Raw genomic sequence first — 20647 nt, 5'->3', positions numbered from 1 at the left:
AGAGAGACGGAGGTCACGCCTCGGCGAACACCTCGGCGACCACCCGGGCGTCGTGCGCCTTCCGGTCGGACACCCGGGACCAGGTGCCCTTGTCGGCCGTCCACTCCAGGTCGGCGAAGCGGACCCGCTTGACCCCGTGGTCGTGGGCGTGCGACACCAGCCAGTGGGCGTACCGCCAGCCGTCGCGGGGGTCGGCGGCGGGCACGGACAGCCCGGTCAGCTCGGCCAGGCTGGTCGCCCGCGGCAGCCCCCAGTCCAGGGTGAGGCTCTGGGTGAGCGCGGCCGCGGCGGCGTCGCCCCGCATCACCGGCGTGCGCCCCACGGTGCAGGCGACCGCGGCGGTGGCGTCGCCGAGCAGCGCTCGGGTGAGGACCTCCGACTCGTCGGCCCACTTCTGGTACGCCTCGGGGAACGCCGACCGCTGGACCGCCTGGGCGGCGTCGGTGACCCGCATCTCCTGCCAGCCGCGGACCTTCTTGAGCCCGGCGTAGAACTTGTTGGCGGCGTAGCGCGGGTCGCGGATCTGCTCCGGCGTGCCCCAGCCCTGGCTGGGGCGTTGCTGGAACAGCCCGATCGAGTCCCGGTCGCCGCCGGCAAGGTTCTCCAGCCCGGACTCCTGGAAGGCGGTGGCGAGCGCGACCACGACGGCCCGCTCGGGCATGTTCCGCTGGATGCCGATCGCCGCGATGGTCGCCGCGTGTGCCATCTGCTCGGCGTTGAGCCGGACCTGCCCGTCGGCCCGGACCGTGCAGCTGCGCCCTGCGATCGGCAACCGTAGGTTGTCGCCCACGTTGCGGACGACGAGGTAGATCCCGATGCTGGCGATGACGGCGAGGACGAGGCTGGTCGCCACGATTGCCCGAGTTCGCACCCACACCCCCTGATCGACAGTCAGCCAAGCGTACGTCCCGCTTGCCACCGGTCCGCTCCGTCGACCGGTTCTGTTGTCGGTGTCCCGCGTTCACCACCGGTGTCCGATCGGCGGGCGTCGTCGCCCGCCCACCGGACCCTTCCTCCTACCCGGCGTCGAGGGCGGCCACCCACCGGGTCGGCCGCTTCTCCCGGAAGGCCAGCACCCCCTCCCGGCCCTCCTCGGAGAGGAAGTAGCCGGTGGAGACGGCGGACAGGTGCGCGAGTTCGCGGCGCAGGTCCGTCTCGGCGGTTCGGCGCAGCAGCTCCTTCGCGCCGGCCAGCGCGCCCGGTGCGCCCCGGACCAGGGCCGCGCACCACCGGGCCACCGTCTCGTCCAGCTCGGCGGCGGGCACCGCCGTGGTGACCAGACCGGCCTCGGCGGCCCGCCGGCCGTCGAAGGTGTCCCCGGTCAGGTAGAGCTCGGCCGCGGCGCGGGAGGTCAGCCGGGGCAGGACGGTCGCCGAGATCACCGCCGGGATCACCCCGAGCCGCACCTCGGTGAAGGCGAAGGTCGCCTCCTGCACGCAGACCGCCAGGTCGGCCGCGGCGATCAGGCCCAGCCCGCCGGCTCGGGCCGGCCCGGCCACCCGCGCCACCACCGGCTTCGGGCACTCCCGGACCGTCGCCAGCACGTCGCCGAGCTTCCCGGCGGGCACGCTCCCGCTCGCGTACGCCGCAGCGGTCTCCTTCAGGTCCGCGCCGGAGCAGAACACCGGACCGGTGTGGTCGAGCACCACCACCCGGACCGAGGGGTCGGCGCCCGCCGTGGCGAGCCCGTCGAGCAGCTCGGTCATCAGGGGCGTGGAGAGCGCGTTGCGGTTGTGCGGACTGTCGAGGGTGAGCGTGGTCACCCCACGGGTCGTCGACACCCGGACGAGCGCGTCGGGAGAGGTCATGTGAGGGCACACTAGTGGCCATGCCCGGCGTCCTTCCAGAAGGCGAATCCGTACCGACCGACGGATCGCTCCCGCCGACCGCCCTGCGCGCGGTCGGCGCGCGCGGGTTCGGCGTCTACGTCCACGTGCCCTTCTGCGCCAGTCGCTGCGGATACTGCGACTTCAACACCTACACCGCCGGCGAGCTCGGCGGCGGGGCGAGCCGGGAAACCTACGCCGACACCGTCCTGGCCGAGCTGAGGCTGGCCGCCCGGGTGCTCGGGGACACCCCGCCGCCCCGGGTGGACACCGTCTTCGTCGGCGGCGGCACGCCGACCCTGCTCCCCGCCGACGACCTGGCCCGGATCCTCGACGGCATCGACCGCACCTGGGGGCTGGCCGCCGACGCCGAGGTCACCACCGAGGCCAACCCGGAGTCGGTGACGCCGGAGTCGCTGAAGACGCTGCGGGCGGCCGGGTACACCCGCATCTCGCTGGGCATGCAGTCGGCGGCGCCGGGGGTGCTCGCCGTCCTCGACCGGAAGCACTCCGCCGGGCGGGCCACCAGCGCCGCGGCCGAGGCCCGCGACGCCGGGTTCGACCACGTCAACCTCGACCTGATCTACGGTACGCCGGGGGAGCGGGCCGAGGACTTCGCCGCCTCGCTCGACCAGGTGGTAGCCGCCGGGGTGGACCACGTCAGCGCGTACGCCCTGATCGTGGAGGAGGGCACCCGGCTCGCCGCCCGGATGCGCCGGGGCGAGCTGGCGTACCCCTCCGACGACGTCGCGGCGGACCGCTACCTGGCCGCGGAGGCCGCCCTCGACGCGGCCGGTTTCTCCTGGTACGAGGTCTCCAACTGGGCCCGGACGCCGGGTGCCCGGTGCCGGCACAACCTGCTCTACTGGACCGGCGGCGACTGGTGGGGCCTCGGTCCCGGGGCGCACAGCCACGTCGGCGGGGTGCGCTGGTGGAACGTCAAGCACCCGAGCGCGTACGCGGCGCGGCTCGCCGCGGGGGAGTCACCCGGTCACGCGCGGGAGGTCCTCACCGTCGACGAGGCACACATGGAGGACGTGATGCTCCGGCTCCGGCTCGCCTCCGGGCTGCCGCTGGCGGTACTCGACGCCGCCGGCCGGGCCGGTGCCGAGCGGGCCCTCGCCGCCGGGCTGCTCGCCGGGGCCGAGTACGCCGCCGGTCGGGCGGTGCTCACCCTGCGGGGCCGGCTGCTCGCCGACGCCGTGGTCCGCGACCTGCTGCCCTGAGCGCGGCCACGCCCGCCGGCCGTTCGTCTCGGACCCGTCGATCCGTTCTCCGGGCCCGGACGCCCTCCGGGACCGGCCGGGTCCGGTCGGACCGGACCCGGCCGGGGTGGGCTCACTTCACGAAGGTCCGGGTCATCGGGTACTGGTAGAGCAGGTCCTGGTTGGCCTTGAGGGCGGCCACGACGCCGAACGCGATAGGCACGATCGCGAGCAGCAGTGGCACGAAGAAGAGCAGGCCGCAGGTGATGGCGGTGAGCAGCCAGCCCACCAGGATCGCGACCGCCCAGGTGATCTGGAAGTTGAGCGCGGCGACGGCGTGCGCGCGTACCGCCGGGGACTGCTGACCCCGGACCAGCAGCACGATCAGCGGGCCGACCCAGCCGAAGAGGGTGGCACCCACCACCATGCCGATCGGACCGCCCACGTGTGCGAGCACCGCCCACGTCCGGTCGTCGCCACCGACCGGACCGGGCGTCGGGTGCGGACCACTCCCGCCCGGAGGCGGGTAGCCACCCGGAAACCCGGATGACGGCTCTCCCGGTGCGCCCGGCTGCGGGTACTCCTCCTGCGGCCCCGGCGGCGGATACCCGTCCTGGCCGCCCGGGGGCGGGTAGGACGCGGCGGCGAAGTGCCCGCCCGAGGTCGGGTGGTCAGCTGCCGTGGCCTGGCCGGGCGGGCCGTAGCCGGCCGTGGGCGGTTCCGGGGTGAAGGCGGCGTGGGCCTCGGTCGGCGGCTCGTCGCCCGGCGACCCGTAGCGCTGCGTGGGCGGCTCGTACGACGGCGCGGCGAGGTGCTCGGTCGGCGGCTCGTACGACGGCGCGGTCAGGTGCTCGGTGGGCGGCTCGTACGACGGCGCGGCGAGGTGCTCGGTCGGCGGCTCGGGTGCGGACCAGTTCTCCGTCGCCGGCGTGGCCAGGTTCTCCGTCGGCTCGTGGGACGACGTCGACCAGTTCTCCGTCGGCGGCTCGTGGGACGACGCGGAGAGGTTCTCGGTTGGGGGCTCATGGGACGGCGCGGACCAGCCGCCGGGCGGAGTGGAACCGCCGGGTGGGGGATACCCGGACGCCCCGGCCGCGCCGGACAGTGGGGTGGTGGGCTCGTCGGGCGTCGACGGGGACCCGGACGGGGCGAGCGGCATCGTCGGCTCCGGCGGGTACCGGCCGGCGTCGCCCGCACCGGGCGGGCGCGGCGGTTCAGTCATGCCGGTCACGGTAGGGGTATCGGGCAAGCCGTGACCAGCGGGACACCGTGCGGATCACCCGGACGAACGGCCTGGAGTGTCGGGCGGGGGCGGGGCACAGGTCGAAACCGATCATCGCGTCCCACGGGTGGGTCGACGTAGACTGGCACTCGTTACAGTCGAGTGCCAGTAGCGCGGTCCGTCACGGTCGGCGACCGCCGCCGGTCGTCGCCGGTGGTGGGTACGCACCGCCCGGGCCGGGTGTCGGCAGCGTAGGAGGGGGGGAGAGTGGGGCTCGACGACCGCAAGCTCGCCGTGCTGCGCGCGATCGTCGAGGACTACGTCGCGACCCAGGAGCCGGTCGGCAGCAAGGCGCTGGTCGAACGGCACCAGCTCGGCGTCTCCCCGGCCACGGTCCGCAACGACATGGCCGTGCTGGAGGAGGAGGGCTACATCCGGCAGCCGCACACCAGCGCCGGACGGGTCCCCACCGATCGCGGCTACCGCCTCTTCGTCGACCGGCTCAGCCGGGTCAAGCCCCTCAGTCCGGCCGAGCGCCGGGCGATCGAGCGCTTCCTGGTCAGCGCGGTCGACCTGGACGACGTCGTGAACCGGACGGTCCGGCTGCTCGCGCAGCTCACCCGCCAGGTGGCGGTGGTGCAGTACCCGTCCCTGGCCCGCTCCTCGGTGCGGCACCTGGAGCTGGTGCCGATCTCCACCACCCGGCTGATGCTCGTCATGATCGCCGACACCGGTCGGGTCGAGCAGCGCCTGGTCGAGCTGCCCGCCCCGGTCCCCGCCGACGACGTCACCGACCTGCGCCGGTTGCTCAACGAGAAGCTCGGCGGCAACCGGCTGTCGGACACCCCGCCGCTGGTGCAGGCGCTGGTGGAGGAGGTGCGCGTCGGGCTGCGCCCGGCGATGACCACGCTCTCCACCGTCCTGCTGGAGACCCTGGTGGAACGGCACGAGGAGCGGATCGCCCTCGCCGGCACCGCCAACCTGACCCGAGGTGGCCTGCTCGACTTCCAGGGCTCGCTGCGCCCCATCCTCGAGGCGCTCGAGGAGGAGGTCATCCTGCTCAAGCTGATCGGTGAGGTCGAGCCGAGCACGACGCGGATCCGGATCGGCGACGAGAACGAGATCGACAACCTGCGGGGTACGTCGGTGGTCAGCACGGGTTACGGTCCAGGTGCCACCATCGTGGGTGGGTTGGGCGTGCTCGGCCCGACGCGGATGGACTACCCCGGCACCATCGCCACGGTACGCGCCGTGGCACGCTACGTGGGCGAGCTGCTGGCCCAGAACTGACCAGTCAGGGCCGACGGCCGACTCGGGCCGACGACCGGCGCAACGCGAGACGAACATGAGGACACGGAACGCAGTGGCCAGGGACTACTACGGCATCCTCGGCGTCAGCCGGGAAGCCTCCGACGACGAGATCAAGCGCGCCTACCGCAAGCTGGCGCGACAGTTCCACCCGGACGTCAATCCGGACCCGGAGGCCCAGGAGAAGTTCAAGGACATCAACGCCGCGTACGAGGTCCTCTCGGACGACCGGAAGCGGCAGATCGTCGACCTGGGTGGGGATCCGCTCGCCCCCGGTGGTGGCGGGGCCGGCCCCGGCGGGCCGGGCGGCGCGGGACCGTTCGTCGGCTTCCAGGACATCATGGACGCCTTCTTCGGCGGAGCCACCGGCTCACGGGGTCCGCGACCGCGTACCCGTCCGGGAGCGGACGCGATCCTGCGGCTGGAACTGGACCTGCACGAGACGGCGTTCGGCGTCGAGGCGCCCATCACCGTCGACACCGCCGTGCTCTGCACCACCTGCTCCGGCGCGGGCACGGCCGCCGGCACCCACCTGGCCACCTGCGAGGCGTGCGGTGGCCGGGGCGAGGTGCAGTCGGTGCAGCGCACCTTCCTCGGCCAGGTCGTCTCGGCCCGGCCCTGCACGGTCTGCCAGGGGTACGGCACCACCATCCCGCACCCCTGCGCGACCTGTGCGGGTGACGGTCGGGTCCGTACCCGTCGCTCGCTGACCGTCAAGATCCCGGCGGGCGTGGAGGACGGCATGCGGATCCGCCTCGCCCAGCAGGGTGAGGTCGGTCCGGGTGGCGGCACCGCCGGCGACCTCTACGTCGAGATCCACGAACGGCCGCATGACGTCTACTCCCGCAAGGGCGACGACCTGCACTGCCGGGTGACCGTGCCGATGACCGCGGCGGCGCTCGGCACCCGGCTGACCATCAAGACCCTGGACAGCGAGGAGACCGTCGACGTCAAGGCGGGCACCCAGCCCGGCAGCACGATGCGGTTGCGCGCCCGGGGCGTACCGCACCTGCGCGGCACCGGCCGGGGTGACCTCTACGTCCACCTCGACGTGCGGACCCCGACCAAGCTCGACGCCGACCAGGAGCGGATGCTCCGTGATTTCGCCAAGACCCGGGGCGAGGAGGTCGCCGAGCTGAGCAAGCAGGGCGGCTTCTTCTCCCGGATGCGGGACGCGTTCAACGGGCACGCCTGAGTGTCGGCGCCGCTGTTCCTGGTCGAGGCGCTGCCCGTCGCCGACACGCTGACCCTGGACGGCCCGGAGGGCCACCACGCCGCCACCGTGCAGCGGCTCCGCGTCGGCGAGGAACTGATCCTCGCCGACGGTCGGGGCGGCACGGCCGCCGCCGTGGTCACCGCCGTCGGCCGGGGCGCCCTCGACCTGACCGTCACCTCGCGGGGGTACGTCGACGCGTCGGTGCCCCGGATCGTGGTGGTGCAGGGAATCGCCAAGGGCGAGCGGGGTGAGCTGGCCGTCCAGGCGATGACCGAGGTCGGGGTGGACGAGATCGTGCCCTGGGCGGCGTCCCGCTCGGTGACGCAGTGGCGGGGCGAGCGGGGCGTACGGGCCCGGGAGAAGTGGGCGGCGACCGCCCGCGAGGCGGCCAAGCAGGCCCGCCGCGCCTGGCTGCCGGTGGTGGCCGGTGCCCCCGACGAGTCGACCGCGACGGTGGCGGCCCGGATCTCCGGGGCCGCTGCCGGGTTCGTGTTGCACGAGGAGGCACAGGACCGGCTGACCACCGTCGAGCTGCCGACGACCGGTGAGATCGTGCTGGTGGTGGGACCGGAGGGCGGGATCGCCCCGGCCGAGGTGGACGCCTTCCGGGCCGCCGGAGCCCGTCCGGTCCGGCTCGGGCCGGCGGTACTGCGCACCTCCACCGCCGGGGTGGCGGCGCTTAGCGTGCTCGCCACCCGCCTCGCCCGCTGGTGACGCGACGCCCCCACGCGCCCGGTCTCCCGTGACCCGGGCGCGGCGCGGGGTCAGAGGCGGGGGAAGACCTGGACGGGCTGGTCGTCGGGGCTCAGGTCCAGCCCGGCCGGGCCGACGATGAGCGGATCGGGTACGCCGACCACCTCACGGTCCTTGTCGGTGTAGTCGAAGCGGTGGAGCACGTGGCGCATCGCCTCCAGCCGGGCCCGCTTCTTGTCGTTGCTCTTGACCACCGTCCACGGCGCGTCGGCGGTGTCGGTGTAGAAGAACATCGCCTCCTTGGCCTCGGTGTACTCGTCCCACTTGTCCAGCGAGGCGATGTCCATCGGTGAGAGCTTCCACTGCCGTACCGGGTCGACCTGCCGGACCGCGAAGCGGGTGCGCTGCTCGTTCTGGGAGACCGAGAACCAGAGCTTGACCAGGCGAATGCCGGAGCGGACGAGCATCCGCTCCAACTCGGGGGCCTGGCGGAGGAACTCCAGGTACTCCTTGCGGGTGCAGAAGCCCATCACCCGCTCCACTCCGGCCCGGTTGTACCAGGACCGGTCGAAGAGCACGATCTCGCCGGCCGCCGGCAGGTGTGCCAGCCAGCGCTGGAAGTACCACTGGGTGGCCTCCCGCTCGTTCGGCTTCACCAGGGCCACCACCTTGGCCCCGCGTGGATTCAGGTGCTCCATGAAGCGCTTGATCGTGCCGCCCTTGCCGGCCGCGTCCCGCCCCTCGAAGATGATCACCAGCCGTTCGCCGCTCTCCTTGATCCACTCCTGGAGCTTGAGAAGTTCGATCTGGAGTAGGCGTTTGTGGTGGTCGTACTCCTCGCGGGCCAGGCGCTCGTCGTACGGGTAGTCCTCGCGCCAGGTGTCCACCGGGCTGCCGTCCGAGCGGAGCAGCACCGGGTCGTCGTCGTGGTCGTCGACCACCTGGTAGTCAGCGGAGAGGTCCAGCAGCGCGGCATCGGCCATGCCGGGGACCGTTACCCCGGCCCGGTCCGGTCATCCGCCCCGGGAGCTGGGAGTTCGCTGGGAGGCCACCTTGCAGGAGCGCAGGGAGGCCGCCCCTCAGGAGCGCAGGTAGGACGCGCCGTTGAGGTCGACGATGGTGCCCGAGGCCCACTCCGCCTCCGGTGACGCCAGCCAGTGCACCGCGGCGGCGATCTCCTCCGGCCGGGCCACCCGGTCGAACGGGCTCTGCGCCCGCACGGCCGCACCCCGGGGCGACTTGAGGTGCTCGTTGGTCATGTCGGTCTCGACGAAACCGGGGGCCACCGTGGCCACCGCGATGCCGTACGGGGCCAGAGCCACCGCGAGGGACTGCCCCATCGCGTTCATCCCCGCCTTGCTCGCCCCGTACGCCGGGTTGCCCGGCTCGCCGCGGAAGGCTCCCCGGGACGAGACGTTGACGATCCGGCCGCCCCGGTCCCGCATGTGCTGGGCGGCGCACCAGGCCGCGTTGGCCGCGCCGAGCAGGTTGGTGTCGACGATCTGCCGCCAGCGCTGCCGCCACTGCTCGTACGTGGTCTCGAAGACCGGGTGCGGCGGGTCCGCCGGCCCGAACACCCCGGCGTTGTTGACCAGCACGTCCAGCCCGCCGAGCCGGGCTGCCGCCTCGTCCACGGCGGCTCGGACCGCGTCCGGGTCGGCCAGGTCGGCGGCGACCACGACGTGCCCGTCGCCGGGCAGTTCCGCCCGGAGCCGTTCGGCCAGTTCCGCCGAGTCGCGGTGGTGGATCGCCACCCGGTCGCCGCCGGCCGCGAACCTGCGTGCCACCGCGCGGCCGATGCCGCGCGAGGCCCCCGTCACCAGTACCGCCCGAGAGTCCACCCGCCCATGATCCCCGAGAGTCCGGTCCCCGCCCGGACCGGGGCCGGTGGTCGGGGCCGGGGACCTGCGAGGACATGCCGGCGGGGCGTGGGGAGATGCCGGCCCGGGTGGACGGTCCTACCATGCGTCGATGACCTCCGACTGCCTGTTCTGCCGCATCGTCGCCGGGGAGATCCCGGCCACCATCGTCCGGGAGACCGCGACCACCCTGGCCTTCCGGGACATCGACCCGAAGGCCCCGGTGCACGTGCTGGTGATCCCGAAGGAGCACTACGCCGACGTGGCCACGCTCGGCCAGGCCGACCCGGAGCTGGCCGGTCAGGTGCTCGCCACGGCCGCCGAGGTGGCCGAGGCCGAGGGGCTGCTCGCCGACGGCTTCCGGCTGATGTTCAACACCGGCGGGTACGGCGGCCAGGAGGTCTTCCACGTGCACGCGCACCTGCTCGGCGGGGCTCCGCTCGGCCCGATGCTCGCCCGCTGAACTCCCGCCGCTCGCTGAGGCTCGACACCCTGCCGGGGTGGTAGCAGGGGTCCCCTGCTCATCAAAAAGCGGTAACAGGGGACCCCTCCTTACACTGGCGGCGTGGTGGAGATCAACGTGCGCCTGGGGCGGATGGTGCGGCAGGTGCAGGCCGGCGCGCGGGTGCCGGCGCTGTCGGTGGCCCTGCACCGGGCCGACCGGCCCCTGTGGAGCCTCACCGTCGGCGCCACCGGCAACGACGCCCCGCTGACGCCGCAGACCCCGTTCCGGATCGGGTCGGTCACCAAGACCTTCACGGCCGTGCTGGTGCTCCAGTGCCGCGACGAGGGGCTGCTCGACCTGGACGACCCTGTCGGGCGGCACCTCGACGTGCCCGCGCACGGCGAGCTGACCGTACGCCGGCTGTTGTCGCACACCTCCGGTCTGCAACGCGAGCCGTACGGCGACATCTGGGACACGCTGCGCGCCCCCGGGGTCGAACAGCTCCTCGCCGATCTCGCCCGGGCCGAGCGGGTGCTGCCCCCGGCCCGCCGGTTCCACTACTCGAACCTGGGCATGGCCCTGCTCGGGGAGCTGGTCGGGCGGCTGCGTGGCGGCACCTGGGTGGAGGTGCTGGCCGACCGGATCCTCGCCCCGCTCGGGCTGAGCGCCACCACCCCCCGCCCCGGTCCGCACGCGGCCACCGGCTTCCTGGTCGACGCGTACTCCGACCACGCCCGGCCGGAGCCGCCGACCGACTTCGGCGCGGTGGGGCCGGCGGCGCAGCTCTGGAGCACGGCCGGGGACATGGCCCGGTGGGCGGCCTTCCTCGCCGACCCGTCGGCGCTGGATCCGACCGGCGCGGTGCTCGCCCCGGGCACCCTGGACGAGATGCGCTGGCCGCGTACGGTCACCGACGAGACGAACTGGGCGGACGGCTTCGGCCTCGGGCTGATCCTCGTGCCGCAGCCCAACCGGGTGCTGCACGTCGGGCACGACGGGGCGATGCCCGGCTTCCTCGCCTCGGTCTACGGCCGGCGGGGCGGCGACGGGACACCGGGGGCGATGGGCTGCGCGGTGCTCGGGTCGGCCGGCACCGCCGGGGCGATCTTCGACCTGCCGCACCGGCTGCTCACCACCTCCGTCGAGCACGACCCGGCCGACATCGAGCCGTGGTCGCCGGGCGAGCCGGCCCCGGAGGCGTACCGGGACGTGCTGGGGCGCTGGTGGGGAGAGGGTTTCGAGTACGTCTTCCTCTGGCGGGACGGGGCGTTGCGGGCCCGCCGGGCAGGGGATCCGCCGGGCAAACCGGCGGCGGTCTTCGCGCCGCTGCCGGACCGGCCCGACGTGCTGCGGACGATCTCCGGGCGGGAGGTCGGGGAGCTGCTCCGGCTGACCCGGGACGAGCGGGGGGCGGTGCGCCGGATGCACTGGGCGACCTACCGGTTCACCCGCGACCAGCAGACCTTCGACGGGTACGACGTGCGCTGGCCGGACCGGGGCTGACCTGCGGGGCGCGGGCCGCCCGACCGGCGGGTGCCCGCACCGAGCCGCACCGACCCGCCGGCCCGGGGCCCGCCCGCACGACGGCGCGCAACGGGCCGGGGTCGGCGGGTGCCGATCCCGGCCCGTGCGGCGGGGCGGTTCAACCGTGTCCCGCGGCGGGGTGGTTCAGCCGGTCACACGACGGGCGGTTCAGCTGGTCGTGCGGCCGGACCCCGGTGGGACGGGGCGGTTCAGCCGATCGTGGCCAGCGCCGGCCAGCTGTCCCGGAAGACCTGGGTGCCCTCGGCGCCGAAGCCGCCGAAGTTCCGGTCGACCTGCGCCGCCTCGGTGCTGTACGGGTACGGGTTGGTGCAGCCGGTGCCGGCACTGCCGCCGGACATGAGCAGGTAGCACTGGCCGTTGTAGTTGTCGGGCAGGCCCAGGATGTGCCCGATTTCGTGGGTCATGATCCGCAGCACGCTGTACTGCTGGGCCTGGATCGTGTCGATCACCACGTAGCCGTTGCCGAGGCTGCGCCGGACGGCGTAGGAGCCGCCACCGGTGGTGTAGTAGATCATCAGGTTCGAGCCGCACTTCGACATGTTGAGGTTGTTCGTGTACGCGTTCCAGATCCCGGCGGCCTGGTCGGCGACGCCCGCGTACGGGCCGGCCTGGCTGGTGTTGTAGCAGACCGTGGCGTTGACGACCTCGGCGGCGGCGGGGGCGGGGTTGGCCAGGCCGAGGCTCAGCACGGTGGCGGCACCGGCGACGAGGGTGGCGAGGCGGCGACCGATCCTTCGTGGGGACACGGGTCACACTCCGTTCGTGAGGGGAAACGGGGGGTGAGCGAATCCTAGATATGGACGTGCGTCGATATCAATCTGCCCGTTTTGATGTTGATCAGATATAATCCTGGCTTGATGTCGTGATCATGGCTTTCCTGGCGATCACCCCGGCCCCGTCCGGGGTGGGGACGGGGGAAATGGGCCGGGTGTCTCCGGTGTCGACCCGATACCATGGGACCAACGTCCGTACGCCGAGCCAGCTCAGGCCGGCGCCGAGAGCGAGAGCAGGTGGCGCAGGGCCCGACGGCCCGACCTATGACCGGCACCCCACCTCCGGGCCCGCCCCGGGCGCAGACCAGGATCACCGTTCCCAACCCCAAGATCATGGTCAACCTCCTCGGCGCGGGCGACGAGATCCTGCGGCTCGTCGAGCGTTCGGTCGACAGCGATGTGCACGTGCGCGGCAACGAGATCACCATCACCGGTGCGCCCGCGGACAACGCCCTCGCCGAGCGCCTCTTCGGTGAGCTGCTCGAACTGATCGAGAAAGGCGAGACACTGACCACCGACGCCGTGCGGCGTACCGTCGGCATGCTCGAGCAGGGCGGCGCGGAGCGGCCCGCCGAGGTTCTGACCCTGAACATCCTCTCCCGGCGCGGGCGCACCATCCGCCCGAAGACGCTCGGGCAGAAGCGCTACGTCGACGCGATCGACGCGCACACCATCGTCTTCGGCATCGGCCCCGCCGGTACCGGCAAGACCTACCTGGCGATGGCGAAGGCCGTGCAGGCGTTGCAGGCCAAGCAGGTCAACCGGATCATCCTCACCCGACCGGCGGTCGAGGCGGGGGAGCGGCTGGGCTTCCTGCCCGGCACCCTCAACGAGAAGATCGACCCGTACCTGCGCCCGCTCTACGACGCGCTGCACGACATGCTCGACCCGGAGTCCATCCCCAAGCTGATGGCAGCCGGCACGATCGAGGTCGCGCCGCTGGCCTACATGCGCGGCCGGACGCTGAACGACGCCTTCATCATCCTCGACGAGGCGCAGAACACCACGCCCGAGCAGATGAAGATGTTCCTGACCCGCCTCGGCTTCGGCTCCAAGATCGTGGTCACCGGCGACATCACCCAGGTCGACCTGCCCGGCGGGACGAGCAGCGGCCTGCGCGTCGTCCGGGAGATCCTCACCGACGTCGAGGACGTGCACTTCGCCCAGCTCTCCAGCTCGGACGTGGTCCGTCACCGGTTGGTCGGGGAGATCGTCGACGCGTACGCCCGCTGGGACGCCGAGCGGGAGAACCAGCAGGCACAGAGCGTGCACGCGGTGCCGGGCCGGACCGCCCAGGGCGGCGGCCGCGCCGGTCGCCGCCGCTAGAGCAGAGGAAAGACGTGTCCATCGAGATCGCCAACGAGTCCGGTGTCCCGGTCGACACCGACGCCGTGCTCGCCGTCGCCCGGCACGCCCTCGACGAGATGGGGGTCAACCCCCTCGCCGAGCTCTCCGTGCTGCTGGTCGACATCGACTACATGACCGAGCTGAACCACCGCTGGATGGGCGGCGACGGGCCGACCGACGTGCTGGCCTTCCCCATGGACGAGGGGAGCGTCGACCACGGGCCGGGGGAGAGCACCGGCCCGGCCGGCGAACCGGCCCTGCTCGGTGACATCGTGCTCTGCCCGGAGGTGGCGGCCAAACAGGCGGCCACCGCCGGGCACAGCGCCGCCGACGAGCTGCACCTGCTCACCGTGCACGGGGTGCTGCACCTGCTCGGGTACGACCACGCCGAGCCGGAGGAGGAGCGCGAGATGTTCGGGCTCCAGGCGAGGCTGCTCGCCAGTTGGCGGTCGACCCGAGCCCGGTGATGACCACCCCGACACTGGCGGCGGGTGCCGCCGGCCTGCCCGACCTGCAACTGCTCGTCTTCGCGGCCGGGCTGGTGGTGCTCGCCGGGATCATCGCGGCGACCGAGGCGGCGCTGACCGCCGTCTCACCGGCCCGCGCCGCCGAGCTGGCCCGGGACGGCGTCCGCGGCGCGCGTACCCTCCAGGTCGTCGCCACGGACGTGGTCCGGCACCTCAACCTGTTGCTGCTGCTCCGGCTGATGGCCGAGCTGACCGCCACCACCCTGGTGGCCCTGGTCGCGGTGGACACCTTCGGCGCGGGCTGGCGGGCCGCCCTGGTCACCGCCGGGGCGATGACGGTGATCAGCTTCGTGGTGGTCGGGGTCGGTCCGCGCACCATCGGCCGGCAGCACGCGTACGTGGTCGGTCGGGCGGTCGCCCCGCTGGTCCGCTGGCTGGGGCGGGTGCTCAACCCGCTCGCCTCGTTGCTCATCCTGATCGGCAACGCGGTCACCCCCGGCAAGGGGTTCCGGGAGGGGCCCTTCGCCACCCAGGTGGAACTGCGCGAACTGGTCGACTTGGCCGAGCAGCGTGGCGTGGTCGAGCACGGCGAACGTCAGATGATCCACTCGGTCTTCGCCCTCGGCGACACCATCGCCCGCGAGGTGATGGTGCCGCGCACCGAGATGGTGTGGATCGAGGAGCACAAGACGCTGGCCCAGGCGCTGGTGCTCTTCCTGCGTTCCGGGTTCTCCCGGATCCCGGTGATCGGCGAGAACGTCGACGACGTGCTCGGCGTGCTCTACCTCAAGGACCTGATCCGCCGTACCCAGGGCGGCGGCGAGCAGGCCGAGGGGACGCCGGTGGCCGAGCTGATGCGTCCGGCGACCTTCGTGCCCGAGTCCAAGCCGGTCGACGACCTGCTCTCCGAGATGCAGGCGGCCCGCAACCACCTGGTGATCGTCGTCGACGAGTACGGCGGCACCGGCGGCCTGGTCACCATCGAGGACATCCTCGAGGAGATCGTCGGTGAGATCACCGACGAGTACGACATCGAGCGCCCGCCGGTCGAGCACCTGCCGGAGCAGGGGGCGGTGCGGGTGACCGCCCGCCTGCCGGTGGAGAATCTGGGCGAGCTGTTCGACGTGGAGCTTCCCGCCGACGAGGTGGAGACCGTCGGTGGCCTGCTCGCCCAAGCGCTCGGTCGGGTGCCGATCCCGGGCGCGGAGGCGGAGGTCGCCGGGCTGCACCTGGTCGCGGAGGGCACCACCGGTCGACGGAACCGGATCGACACCGTGCTGGTGCGCCGGGTCGGGCCGAGCGACGAGCAGGAGAACCCGGGGCGGGGTGAACAGGCCGAGCCCCGGGGAGGAAACCCGAACCGATCCGAGGAGAGGCAACCCGCCGATGCCTGAGTCACCCGCCGTACCGTCCGCCCTTCCCGCCCCGACCGAGTTGAGCGTCGAGGACGCCAAGCTGGTCATCCTCGCCCGGGGGGCGCGGGGCCGCGTCGGTGCCGTCGAGGGGGCGGCGGTCCGTGACCAGGACGGCCGGACGTACGCCGCCGCGACCGTCTCGCTGCCGTCGTTGACGGTCACCGCCCTCCAGTTGGCGGTCGCCTCCGCGGCGGCGGCCGGCGCGTCCCGGCTGGAGGCGGCGGTGGTGGTGACCGAGGCGTCGACCGTGGACCCCGCCGGTCGCGCCGCCGTACGGGACCTCACGACGGATGCGCCGATCCACCTGGCGGCCCCGGACGGCACCGTCCTCGGCACGGTGGTCGAGTGACCCGGCGCGACGAGTCGGCCCGGCCGGACCAGACGGCCCCCGGGGCGGCCGGCGGGGACCGGCCCTACCGGGCGGGCTTCGCCTGTTTCGTCGGTCGACCGAACGCCGGCAAGTCCACCCTGACCAATGCGATCGTCGGGCAGAAGATCGCCATCACCTCGAGCAAGCCGCAGACCACCCGGCACGTGATCCGGGCCGTCCTGCACCGTCCGGACTCCCAGCTCGTGCTGGTCGACACGCCCGGTCTGCACCGTCCCCGGACGCTGCTCGGCGAGCGCCTCAACGACCTGGTCCGTTCCACCTGGAGCGAGGTCGACGTGATCGGCCTCTGCGTCCCGGCGAACGAGCCGGTCGGGCGCGGGGACCGCTTCATCACCGGTGAGCTGGCCGAGTTGAAGGCGACCGTGCTCGCGGTGGTGACCAAGACCGACCTGGTCGACAAGAAGCGGCTGGCCGAGCAACTGCTCGCGGTCAGCGAGATGGGCGAGTTCGCCGACGTGGTGCCGGTCAGCGCGGTCTCCGGGCACCAGGTGGACACCCTGGTCGAGGTGATGACCGGTTACCTGCCGCCGTCGCCGCAGCTCTACCCGGACGACATGCTCACCGAGGACCCGGAGCAGGTGCTCGTCGCCGAGCTGGTCCGCGAGGCGGCCCTGGAGGGCGTCCGGGACGAACTGCCGCACTCGATCGCGGTGATCGTCGAGGAGATGATCCCCGAGGGGCAGGTCATGAAGATCTACGCCGACGTGTACGTCGAGCGCCCCAGCCAGAAGGCGATCGTGATCGGTCACCGGGGGAGCCGGCTGAAGGACGTGGGCACCCGGGCCCGTCGGCAGATCGAGGAGCTCCTCGGCACCCGGGTCTACCTCGACCTGCACGTGCGGGTGGCGAAGGACTGGCAGCGCGACCCGAAGCAGCTGCGTCGGCTCGGTTTCTGACGCCGGGCCGAGGTCGGGGGCGGCGGGTCGGACCGGGTCCGACCCGCCGCCCGCCCACGTCGGTCCTGGCCCCACCGCACCGTCACCCGGTCCCTGGGGGCCGCACGCTGTGTGTGGGATTGCTCACTTTCGATACCCCCGGACAGGACGTTTGCAGCCGAGGGTGGCCAGGGTAGGAATCGCGACCTGTCCTTGCCCCCGGACATAGATACAGGCTGATGCGAAACCGATACCTGGATCTGCTGCGCTTCCTCGCGATCATCCGAGTCGTGGTCTACCACGTCACCGGGTGGGCCACCCTCACCCTGGTCTTTCCGGCCATGTCGGTGATGTTCGCGCTGGCCGGCTCGCTGATGGCCGCCTCGCTCGACCGCTCCGGTCCGTCCGCGGTCGGTCGCCGGCTGCGCCGGTTGCTGCCCTCGCTCTGGGTGGTCGCCGCGATCTTCGTACCGGCCATGCTGCTGGCCGGGGGCCTGCCGGTGAGTTGGCGTCTGGCGCTCTGGCTCTTCCCGATCACCGATCCGCCGGCGAACGGCTGGGGCGCGCTCGCGCTCAGCGTGATCTGGTATCTCCGCGACTACCTCTGGTTCGTGCTGGTGTCCCCGGCGGCGCTCTGGTTGTTCCGGCGGGCCCCGCTGCCCACCCTGCTCACCCCGTACGTGCTGCTCGTCGTGGTCGAGCTGGGCTTCCCGGGCGCTCCGGTCGTGCTGCGCGACTTCGGGCTCTACTTCGGTGCGTGGCTGCTCGGCTTCGCCCACCACGACGGCATGCTGCGCCGGCTGTCCCGGCGGGTGCTGGTCGCCGTCGCGGGGCTGCTGGCCACCGCCGGGGGCGCCTGGATCCTCACCCACCCGGGAGCGCGCGGCTACGACCTCAACGACATCCGGATCGGCAACGCACTGTGGGCGGCCGCCTTCATCCTGATCGCCCTCGGTTTCGCCCCCTCCGGTGCGGCCTGGGTGGACCGGAACGCCCTCCTCGGCCGGGCGGTGACCGTGTTCAACCGTCGGGCGTTGACCGTCTACCTCTGGCACATGCCCTTCGTGGTCGCGCTCACCCCGCTGGTCGACGTCGTCGGCTGGTCCCATCAGGACCTGCTCGGCCTCGCCATCCGGGTGGTGCTGGTCTTCCTCCTGGTCGGAGTGGTGACGATGCTGGTCGGTTGGGTCGAGGACGTGGCCGCCCGCCGTCCGCCCGAACTGCTGCCCGGCAGGCGGCGTACCCGGACTCCCGGACCGGTCGTCGTGCCCTCTCCCCGGACCGCAGCCGCCGAGACCCGCGTCGCAGCCGCCACGGAGGCCACGTCGTCCGCCGGGGCCACCCCGGTCCGGGTGAGCTGACTGCCCGCCACCCGGCTCACCGGGACGTGCGGCCGGCGGGGAGAATGGCCCGATGGCCGGGTACCGCCGACAGCTCTACCGCGACGACGCGGTGGTGCTGCGCGTCCAGAAGCTCGGCGAGTCGGACCGGATCATCACCCTGCTGACCCGCCGGCACGGCCGGCTGCGCGCGGTGGCCCGGGGGGTGCGCCGCACCACCTCCCGCTTCGGTGCCCGGCTGGAGCCGTTCGGCCACGTCGACCTCCAGCTCGCCGGGGACCCGAAGGGCAACCAGGGCAGCTCGCTGCACACGGTCAGCCAGGTCGAGGGAATCGACCTGTACGGCAAACGGTTCCTCGGCGACTACCCGCGTTACACGGCGGCCAGCGCGATCGCCGAGACCGCCGAGCGGCTCACCCCGGTCGAACGGGAACCCTCGCTGCGGCTCTTCCAACTCACCCTGGGCGCACTGAAGTCGCTGGCCCGCGCCGACCACGACACCACGCTGGTGCTCGACGCGTACCTGCTGCGCGGGATGGCGATGGCCGGCTGGGCACCCGCGCTGACCGCCTGCGCGGTCTGCGGCACGCCCGGGCGGCACCGGGCGTTCTCCGTACCGGCCGGGGGTTGTGTCTGCCCGGACTGCCGACCGCCCGGCGCGGCCCACCCGGCCCCGGCCACCGTCGACCTGATGTCCGCGCTGACCACCGGCGACTGGGTGGTCGCGGACGCCACCCCCACCGGCGTACGCCGGGAGTGCAGCGGGCTCGTCGCGGCGCACCTCCAGTGGCACCTGGAGCGCGCGCTACGCTCGCTGCCGCTGGTCGACCGGGGCGTACCGCCGGCCGGCCCGGCCCCGTCGCGCGGCAGTGACGGGCCGGTGGAGCGGGTGTGAGCAGGGAGAGTTTCGAGTGATCCGATCGATGAGGACGGGCCGGCGCACGCCGACACCGCCGACGCCGCACCCGACCGGGGCCCGGCCGCCGGCACTGCCCGCCGAGGCGCTGCCGAAGCACGTCGCGGTGGTGATGGACGGCAACGGCCGGTGGGCCAAGGAGCGGGGGCTGCCGCGCACCAGGGGCCACGAGGCGGGGGAGTTCTCCCTCTTCGACACCATCGAGGGCGCGATCGAGCTGGGCATCCCCTACCTGTCGGCGTACGCGTTCTCCACCGAGAACTGGCGGCGCTCCCCGGACGAGGTCCGCTTCCTGATGGGCTTCAACCGGGACGTCATCCGGCGTCGCCGCGACCAGCTCGTCGACCTGGGCGTGCGGGTGGTCTGGTCGGGGCGGGCCGGCCGGCTCTGGAAGAGCGTCATCGGTGAGTTGCAGACCGCCGAGGAGATGTCGAAGGACAACTCCACGCTGACCCTCCAGTTCTGCGTCAACTACGGCGGCCAGGCCGAGATCGCCGACGCCGCCGCCGCGATCGCCCGGGACGTCGCCGCCGGGAAGCTCGACCCGGCGAAGGTCAACGAGAAGACCGTGGCGAAGTACCTCTACCACCCGGAGATCCCCGAGGTGGATCTGTTCCTCCGGCCGTCCGGCGAGGAGCGGATCTCCAACTTCCTGCTCTGGCAGACCGCCTACGCCGAGCTGGTCTTCCTGGACACCCTCTGGCCGGACTTCGACCGTCGCCACCTCTGGTACGCCTGCGAGCTGTACGCCCAGCGGGACCGGCGCTTCGGCGGCGCGCTGCCCAACCCGGTCGCCCCGCCGGCCCCGGTCGGCTGAGCCGTCCCCGGCGTCGGTGCTTACCGACGGCCCGTCCTGGGTACTGCCTGGTCAGCAGCTATCCAGGGAGGTGTACCGACGATGATCCAGAAGCGGATCGGACAGTGGGCCATCATGGCGGTCGCGGTGCCGCTGGCGGCTGCCGGCGCGCGGCGCATCAGCCACACCATCGAGGCCCGGCGCGGCCCGTCCGGCATCAGCCGGATGCTCAGCAAGGGAGCCGACCTGCTCCGCCCGCAGCGGGCGAAGCGGCGGCGTCGGTTCTGGTGATCCCACCGGTCCCGCCGCCGCGCGCGTTCCGCGCACGGCGGGGTCCGTCCGGCGTACGAGGGGGTTCGTTGGACGTTCGGCGGGGTTGTGGTGGCCGGTTTCCGACCGCTCGCCGCAACCCCGCCGACTGGACGAGGATCGACCGGCGGGCGACGGCTTCGCCCCGGGCGTCGAGCTGGTAGCCCTCCAGCCAGAGCCAACCGTCGAAGACCGGCCAGTCGAGCACCCGGATCAGCCGGAAGAAGAACGGCCTGCCGAACTGGACGCTCGCCGCCCGGGTGACGTGCAGCAGATCGCCGGCCCGGAGCCCGTGTCGCCCACCGCCGGAGCCGCGTGCCGGGGTCACGCCAACCACCCGACGAACCGGCGGTGCAGCTGCCCGGCCGGAGCCCAGCCGAGGTCCTGACTCGCCGCCACCAGGCACGATCCCATGTAGAGGGCCAGGGATGCGGGTGCCCGGTCGTACTCGGCGCACAGTTCGCGACGTCGGGTGCGGCACGGCCACGGTGCACCGCAACCGCCGCAGGTCCACCGGCGGCCGAGGACCGCACGGTGTACGTCGACACGCTGACGGGAGCGCTCTACCTCGAACGGCCCTCGGAGGTCGCGGCATACGCCGCGGCCCACGAGCAACTGCAAGCCCTCGCCCTCGCTCCGGGGCCCACCCGGGATACGCTGCGGTCGATTGCCGCCGAACTGCACACGTAGGAGGGCACC

At 73.0% G+C, this 20647-nt stretch carries 21 protein-coding genes and 2 pseudogenes; 16 read left to right on the top strand and 7 right to left on the bottom strand.

Translation table 11 applies throughout. The annotated features are described in order from the left end of the window. Nucleotides 1-13: 13 nt before the first annotated feature. Together IGA62_RS05525 and IGA62_RS05520 are read right to left on the bottom strand one after the other, a co-directional pair. Nucleotides 14-877 carry a hypothetical protein gene (locus IGA62_RS05525; protein WP_145815959.1) on the bottom strand — a complete coding sequence of 288 codons (864 nt, stop codon included), beginning with the start codon at nucleotides 875-877 and terminating at the stop codon, nucleotides 14-16. Between the two features lie 139 nt (nucleotides 878-1016). Beyond that, nucleotides 1017-1808 (bottom strand): enoyl-CoA hydratase-related protein, encoded by a 792-nt coding sequence (locus tag IGA62_RS05520; protein WP_145815960.1) that lies wholly within the window; start codon nucleotides 1806-1808, stop codon nucleotides 1017-1019. Nucleotides 1809-1828: 20 nt separating this feature from the next. Here IGA62_RS05520 and hemW point away from each other — a divergent pair, with 20 nt between their 5' ends. Next, nucleotides 1829-3052, top strand: a complete 1224-nt coding sequence (hemW, locus tag IGA62_RS05515) for a radical SAM family heme chaperone HemW (protein ID WP_145815961.1) — start codon at nucleotides 1829-1831, stop codon at nucleotides 3050-3052. A gap of 112 nt (nucleotides 3053-3164) precedes the next feature. Here the strand turns inward: hemW and IGA62_RS05510 are convergent, their stop codons facing one another. After that, nucleotides 3165-4253, bottom strand: a complete 1089-nt coding sequence (locus tag IGA62_RS05510) for a DUF4870 domain-containing protein (protein ID WP_232624887.1) — start codon at nucleotides 4251-4253, stop codon at nucleotides 3165-3167. 267 nt (nucleotides 4254-4520) lie between these two features. On the opposite strand from IGA62_RS05510, the gene hrcA reads away from it, so the two are divergent. From hrcA to IGA62_RS05495, 3 genes are all read left to right on the top strand, one after another. Then, the gene (hrcA, locus tag IGA62_RS05505) at nucleotides 4521-5543 is read left to right on the top strand and encodes a heat-inducible transcriptional repressor HrcA (protein ID WP_145815962.1); all 1023 of its coding nucleotides are present in this window, start codon (nucleotides 4521-4523) and stop codon (nucleotides 5541-5543) included. Nucleotides 5544-5616: 73 nt separating this feature from the next. Further along, on the top strand, nucleotides 5617-6756 hold the full coding sequence (gene dnaJ / locus IGA62_RS05500) for a molecular chaperone DnaJ (RefSeq protein ID WP_186500194.1): 1140 nt from the start codon (nucleotides 5617-5619) through the stop codon (nucleotides 6754-6756). Then, entirely contained in the window at nucleotides 6757-7491 is a 735-nt protein-coding gene (locus IGA62_RS05495) for a 16S rRNA (uracil(1498)-N(3))-methyltransferase (protein ID WP_145815964.1), read from the top strand. It begins immediately after the preceding gene. Nucleotides 7492-7541: 50 nt separating this feature from the next. Here IGA62_RS05495 and ppk2 read toward each other — a convergent pair whose 3' ends face one another. Both ppk2 and IGA62_RS05485 read right to left on the bottom strand, forming a co-directional pair. Then, on the bottom strand, nucleotides 7542-8453 hold the full coding sequence (ppk2, locus tag IGA62_RS05490; protein ID WP_145815965.1) for a polyphosphate kinase 2: 912 nt from the start codon (nucleotides 8451-8453) through the stop codon (nucleotides 7542-7544). Nucleotides 8454-8549: 96 nt separating this feature from the next. Next, nucleotides 8550-9311 carry an SDR family NAD(P)-dependent oxidoreductase gene (locus IGA62_RS05485; RefSeq protein ID WP_145815966.1) on the bottom strand — a complete coding sequence of 254 codons (762 nt, stop codon included), beginning with the start codon at nucleotides 9309-9311 and terminating at the stop codon, nucleotides 8550-8552. Between the two features lie 130 nt (nucleotides 9312-9441). Here IGA62_RS05485 and IGA62_RS05480 point away from each other — a divergent pair, with 130 nt between their 5' ends. Both IGA62_RS05480 and IGA62_RS05475 read left to right on the top strand, forming a co-directional pair. Then, nucleotides 9442-9792 carry a histidine triad nucleotide-binding protein gene (locus IGA62_RS05480; protein WP_145815967.1) on the top strand — a complete coding sequence of 117 codons (351 nt, stop codon included), beginning with the start codon at nucleotides 9442-9444 and terminating at the stop codon, nucleotides 9790-9792. A 132-nt stretch (nucleotides 9793-9924) separates the two neighbouring features. Continuing rightward, nucleotides 9925-11277 (top strand): serine hydrolase domain-containing protein, encoded by a 1353-nt coding sequence (locus IGA62_RS05475; RefSeq protein WP_377465209.1) that lies wholly within the window; start codon nucleotides 9925-9927, stop codon nucleotides 11275-11277. A gap of 230 nt (nucleotides 11278-11507) precedes the next feature. Here the strand turns inward: IGA62_RS05475 and IGA62_RS05470 are convergent, their stop codons facing one another. Next, on the bottom strand, nucleotides 11508-12065 hold the full coding sequence (locus tag IGA62_RS05470) for a snapalysin family zinc-dependent metalloprotease (protein WP_145815969.1): 558 nt from the start codon (nucleotides 12063-12065) through the stop codon (nucleotides 11508-11510). A 291-nt stretch (nucleotides 12066-12356) separates the two neighbouring features. On the opposite strand from IGA62_RS05470, the gene IGA62_RS05465 reads away from it, so the two are divergent. From IGA62_RS05465 to IGA62_RS05425, 9 genes and pseudogenes are all read left to right on the top strand, one after another. Then, entirely contained in the window at nucleotides 12357-13418 is a 1062-nt protein-coding gene (locus IGA62_RS05465) for a PhoH family protein (RefSeq protein ID WP_091459489.1), read from the top strand. A 14-nt stretch (nucleotides 13419-13432) separates the two neighbouring features. After that, a complete protein-coding gene (gene ybeY, locus IGA62_RS05460) occupies nucleotides 13433-13906 on the top strand; it encodes an rRNA maturation RNase YbeY (RefSeq protein WP_145815970.1) in 474 nt (157 codons plus the stop codon). After that, nucleotides 13882-15300 (top strand): hemolysin family protein, encoded by a 1419-nt coding sequence (locus IGA62_RS05455; RefSeq protein ID WP_145815971.1) that lies wholly within the window; start codon nucleotides 13882-13884, stop codon nucleotides 15298-15300. Before ybeY ends, IGA62_RS05455 begins: the two co-directional genes overlap by 25 nt. Next, on the top strand, nucleotides 15293-15670 hold the full coding sequence (locus tag IGA62_RS05450) for a cytidine deaminase (RefSeq protein WP_145815972.1): 378 nt from the start codon (nucleotides 15293-15295) through the stop codon (nucleotides 15668-15670). Before IGA62_RS05455 ends, IGA62_RS05450 begins: the two co-directional genes overlap by 8 nt. After that, nucleotides 15667-16608 carry a GTPase Era gene (gene era / locus IGA62_RS05445; RefSeq protein WP_145815973.1) on the top strand — a complete coding sequence of 314 codons (942 nt, stop codon included), beginning with the start codon at nucleotides 15667-15669 and terminating at the stop codon, nucleotides 16606-16608. The genes IGA62_RS05450 and era overlap by 4 nt, the downstream gene beginning before the upstream one ends. Nucleotides 16609-16826: 218 nt before the next feature. Continuing rightward, a complete protein-coding gene (locus IGA62_RS05440; protein WP_145815974.1) occupies nucleotides 16827-17948 on the top strand; it encodes an acyltransferase family protein in 1122 nt (373 codons plus the stop codon). Nucleotides 17949-18000: 52 nt separating this feature from the next. Next, nucleotides 18001-18842 (top strand): annotated as a pseudogene (gene recO / locus IGA62_RS05435) (DNA repair protein RecO). An 8-nt stretch (nucleotides 18843-18850) separates the two neighbouring features. Beyond that, entirely contained in the window at nucleotides 18851-19660 is an 810-nt protein-coding gene (locus IGA62_RS05430) for an isoprenyl transferase (protein WP_145821778.1), read from the top strand. Nucleotides 19661-19741: 81 nt separating this feature from the next. Then, a complete protein-coding gene (locus tag IGA62_RS05425) occupies nucleotides 19742-19930 on the top strand; it encodes a hypothetical protein (RefSeq protein ID WP_091459496.1) in 189 nt (62 codons plus the stop codon). A gap of 34 nt (nucleotides 19931-19964) precedes the next feature. On the opposite strand, the pseudogene IGA62_RS05420 reads toward IGA62_RS05425, so the two are convergent. Beyond that, a pseudogene (locus IGA62_RS05420) lies at nucleotides 19965-20276 on the bottom strand (hypothetical protein); the annotation flags it as partial. Between IGA62_RS05420 and IGA62_RS30725 the strand changes: the two are divergent. Further along, complete coding sequence (locus IGA62_RS30725; protein WP_222433298.1) at nucleotides 20264-20638, top strand: Scr1 family TA system antitoxin-like transcriptional regulator; 375 nt, start codon at nucleotides 20264-20266, stop codon at nucleotides 20636-20638. The pseudogene IGA62_RS05420 and the gene IGA62_RS30725 sit on opposite strands and share 13 nt — an antisense overlap. Nucleotides 20639-20647 lie beyond the last annotated feature (9 nt).

It is taken from the genome of Micromonospora sagamiensis (genome assembly GCF_014680085.1).
Lineage (GTDB): Bacteria > Actinomycetota > Actinomycetes > Mycobacteriales > Micromonosporaceae > Micromonospora > Micromonospora inyonensis.
This window is presented reverse-complemented; position numbering and strand designations above follow the sequence as displayed.

Coding starts and splice junctions, on each gene's coding strand:
- IGA62_RS05475 (WP_377465209.1), top strand. CDS start 9,925: ATGGTGCGGCAGGTGCAGGCCGGCGCGCGGGTGCCGGCGCTGTCGGTG.
- IGA62_RS05520 (WP_145815960.1), bottom strand. CDS start 1,808: ATGACCTCTCCCGACGCGCTCGTCCGGGTGTCGACGACCCGTGGGGTG.
- IGA62_RS05510 (WP_232624887.1), bottom strand. CDS start 4,253: ATGACTGAACCGCCGCGCCCGCCCGGTGCGGGCGACGCCGGCCGGTAC.
- hemW (WP_145815961.1), top strand. CDS start 1,829: ATGCCCGGCGTCCTTCCAGAAGGCGAATCCGTACCGACCGACGGATCG.
- IGA62_RS05425 (WP_091459496.1), top strand. CDS start 19,742: ATGATCCAGAAGCGGATCGGACAGTGGGCCATCATGGCGGTCGCGGTG.
- IGA62_RS05465 (WP_091459489.1), top strand. CDS start 12,357: ATGACCGGCACCCCACCTCCGGGCCCGCCCCGGGCGCAGACCAGGATC.
- IGA62_RS05440 (WP_145815974.1), top strand. CDS start 16,827: ATGCGAAACCGATACCTGGATCTGCTGCGCTTCCTCGCGATCATCCGA.
- ppk2 (WP_145815965.1), bottom strand. CDS start 8,453: ATGGCCGATGCCGCGCTGCTGGACCTCTCCGCTGACTACCAGGTGGTC.
- IGA62_RS05450 (WP_145815972.1), top strand. CDS start 15,293: ATGCCTGAGTCACCCGCCGTACCGTCCGCCCTTCCCGCCCCGACCGAG.
- IGA62_RS05480 (WP_145815967.1), top strand. CDS start 9,442: ATGACCTCCGACTGCCTGTTCTGCCGCATCGTCGCCGGGGAGATCCCG.
- IGA62_RS05430 (WP_145821778.1), top strand. CDS start 18,851: ATGAGGACGGGCCGGCGCACGCCGACACCGCCGACGCCGCACCCGACC.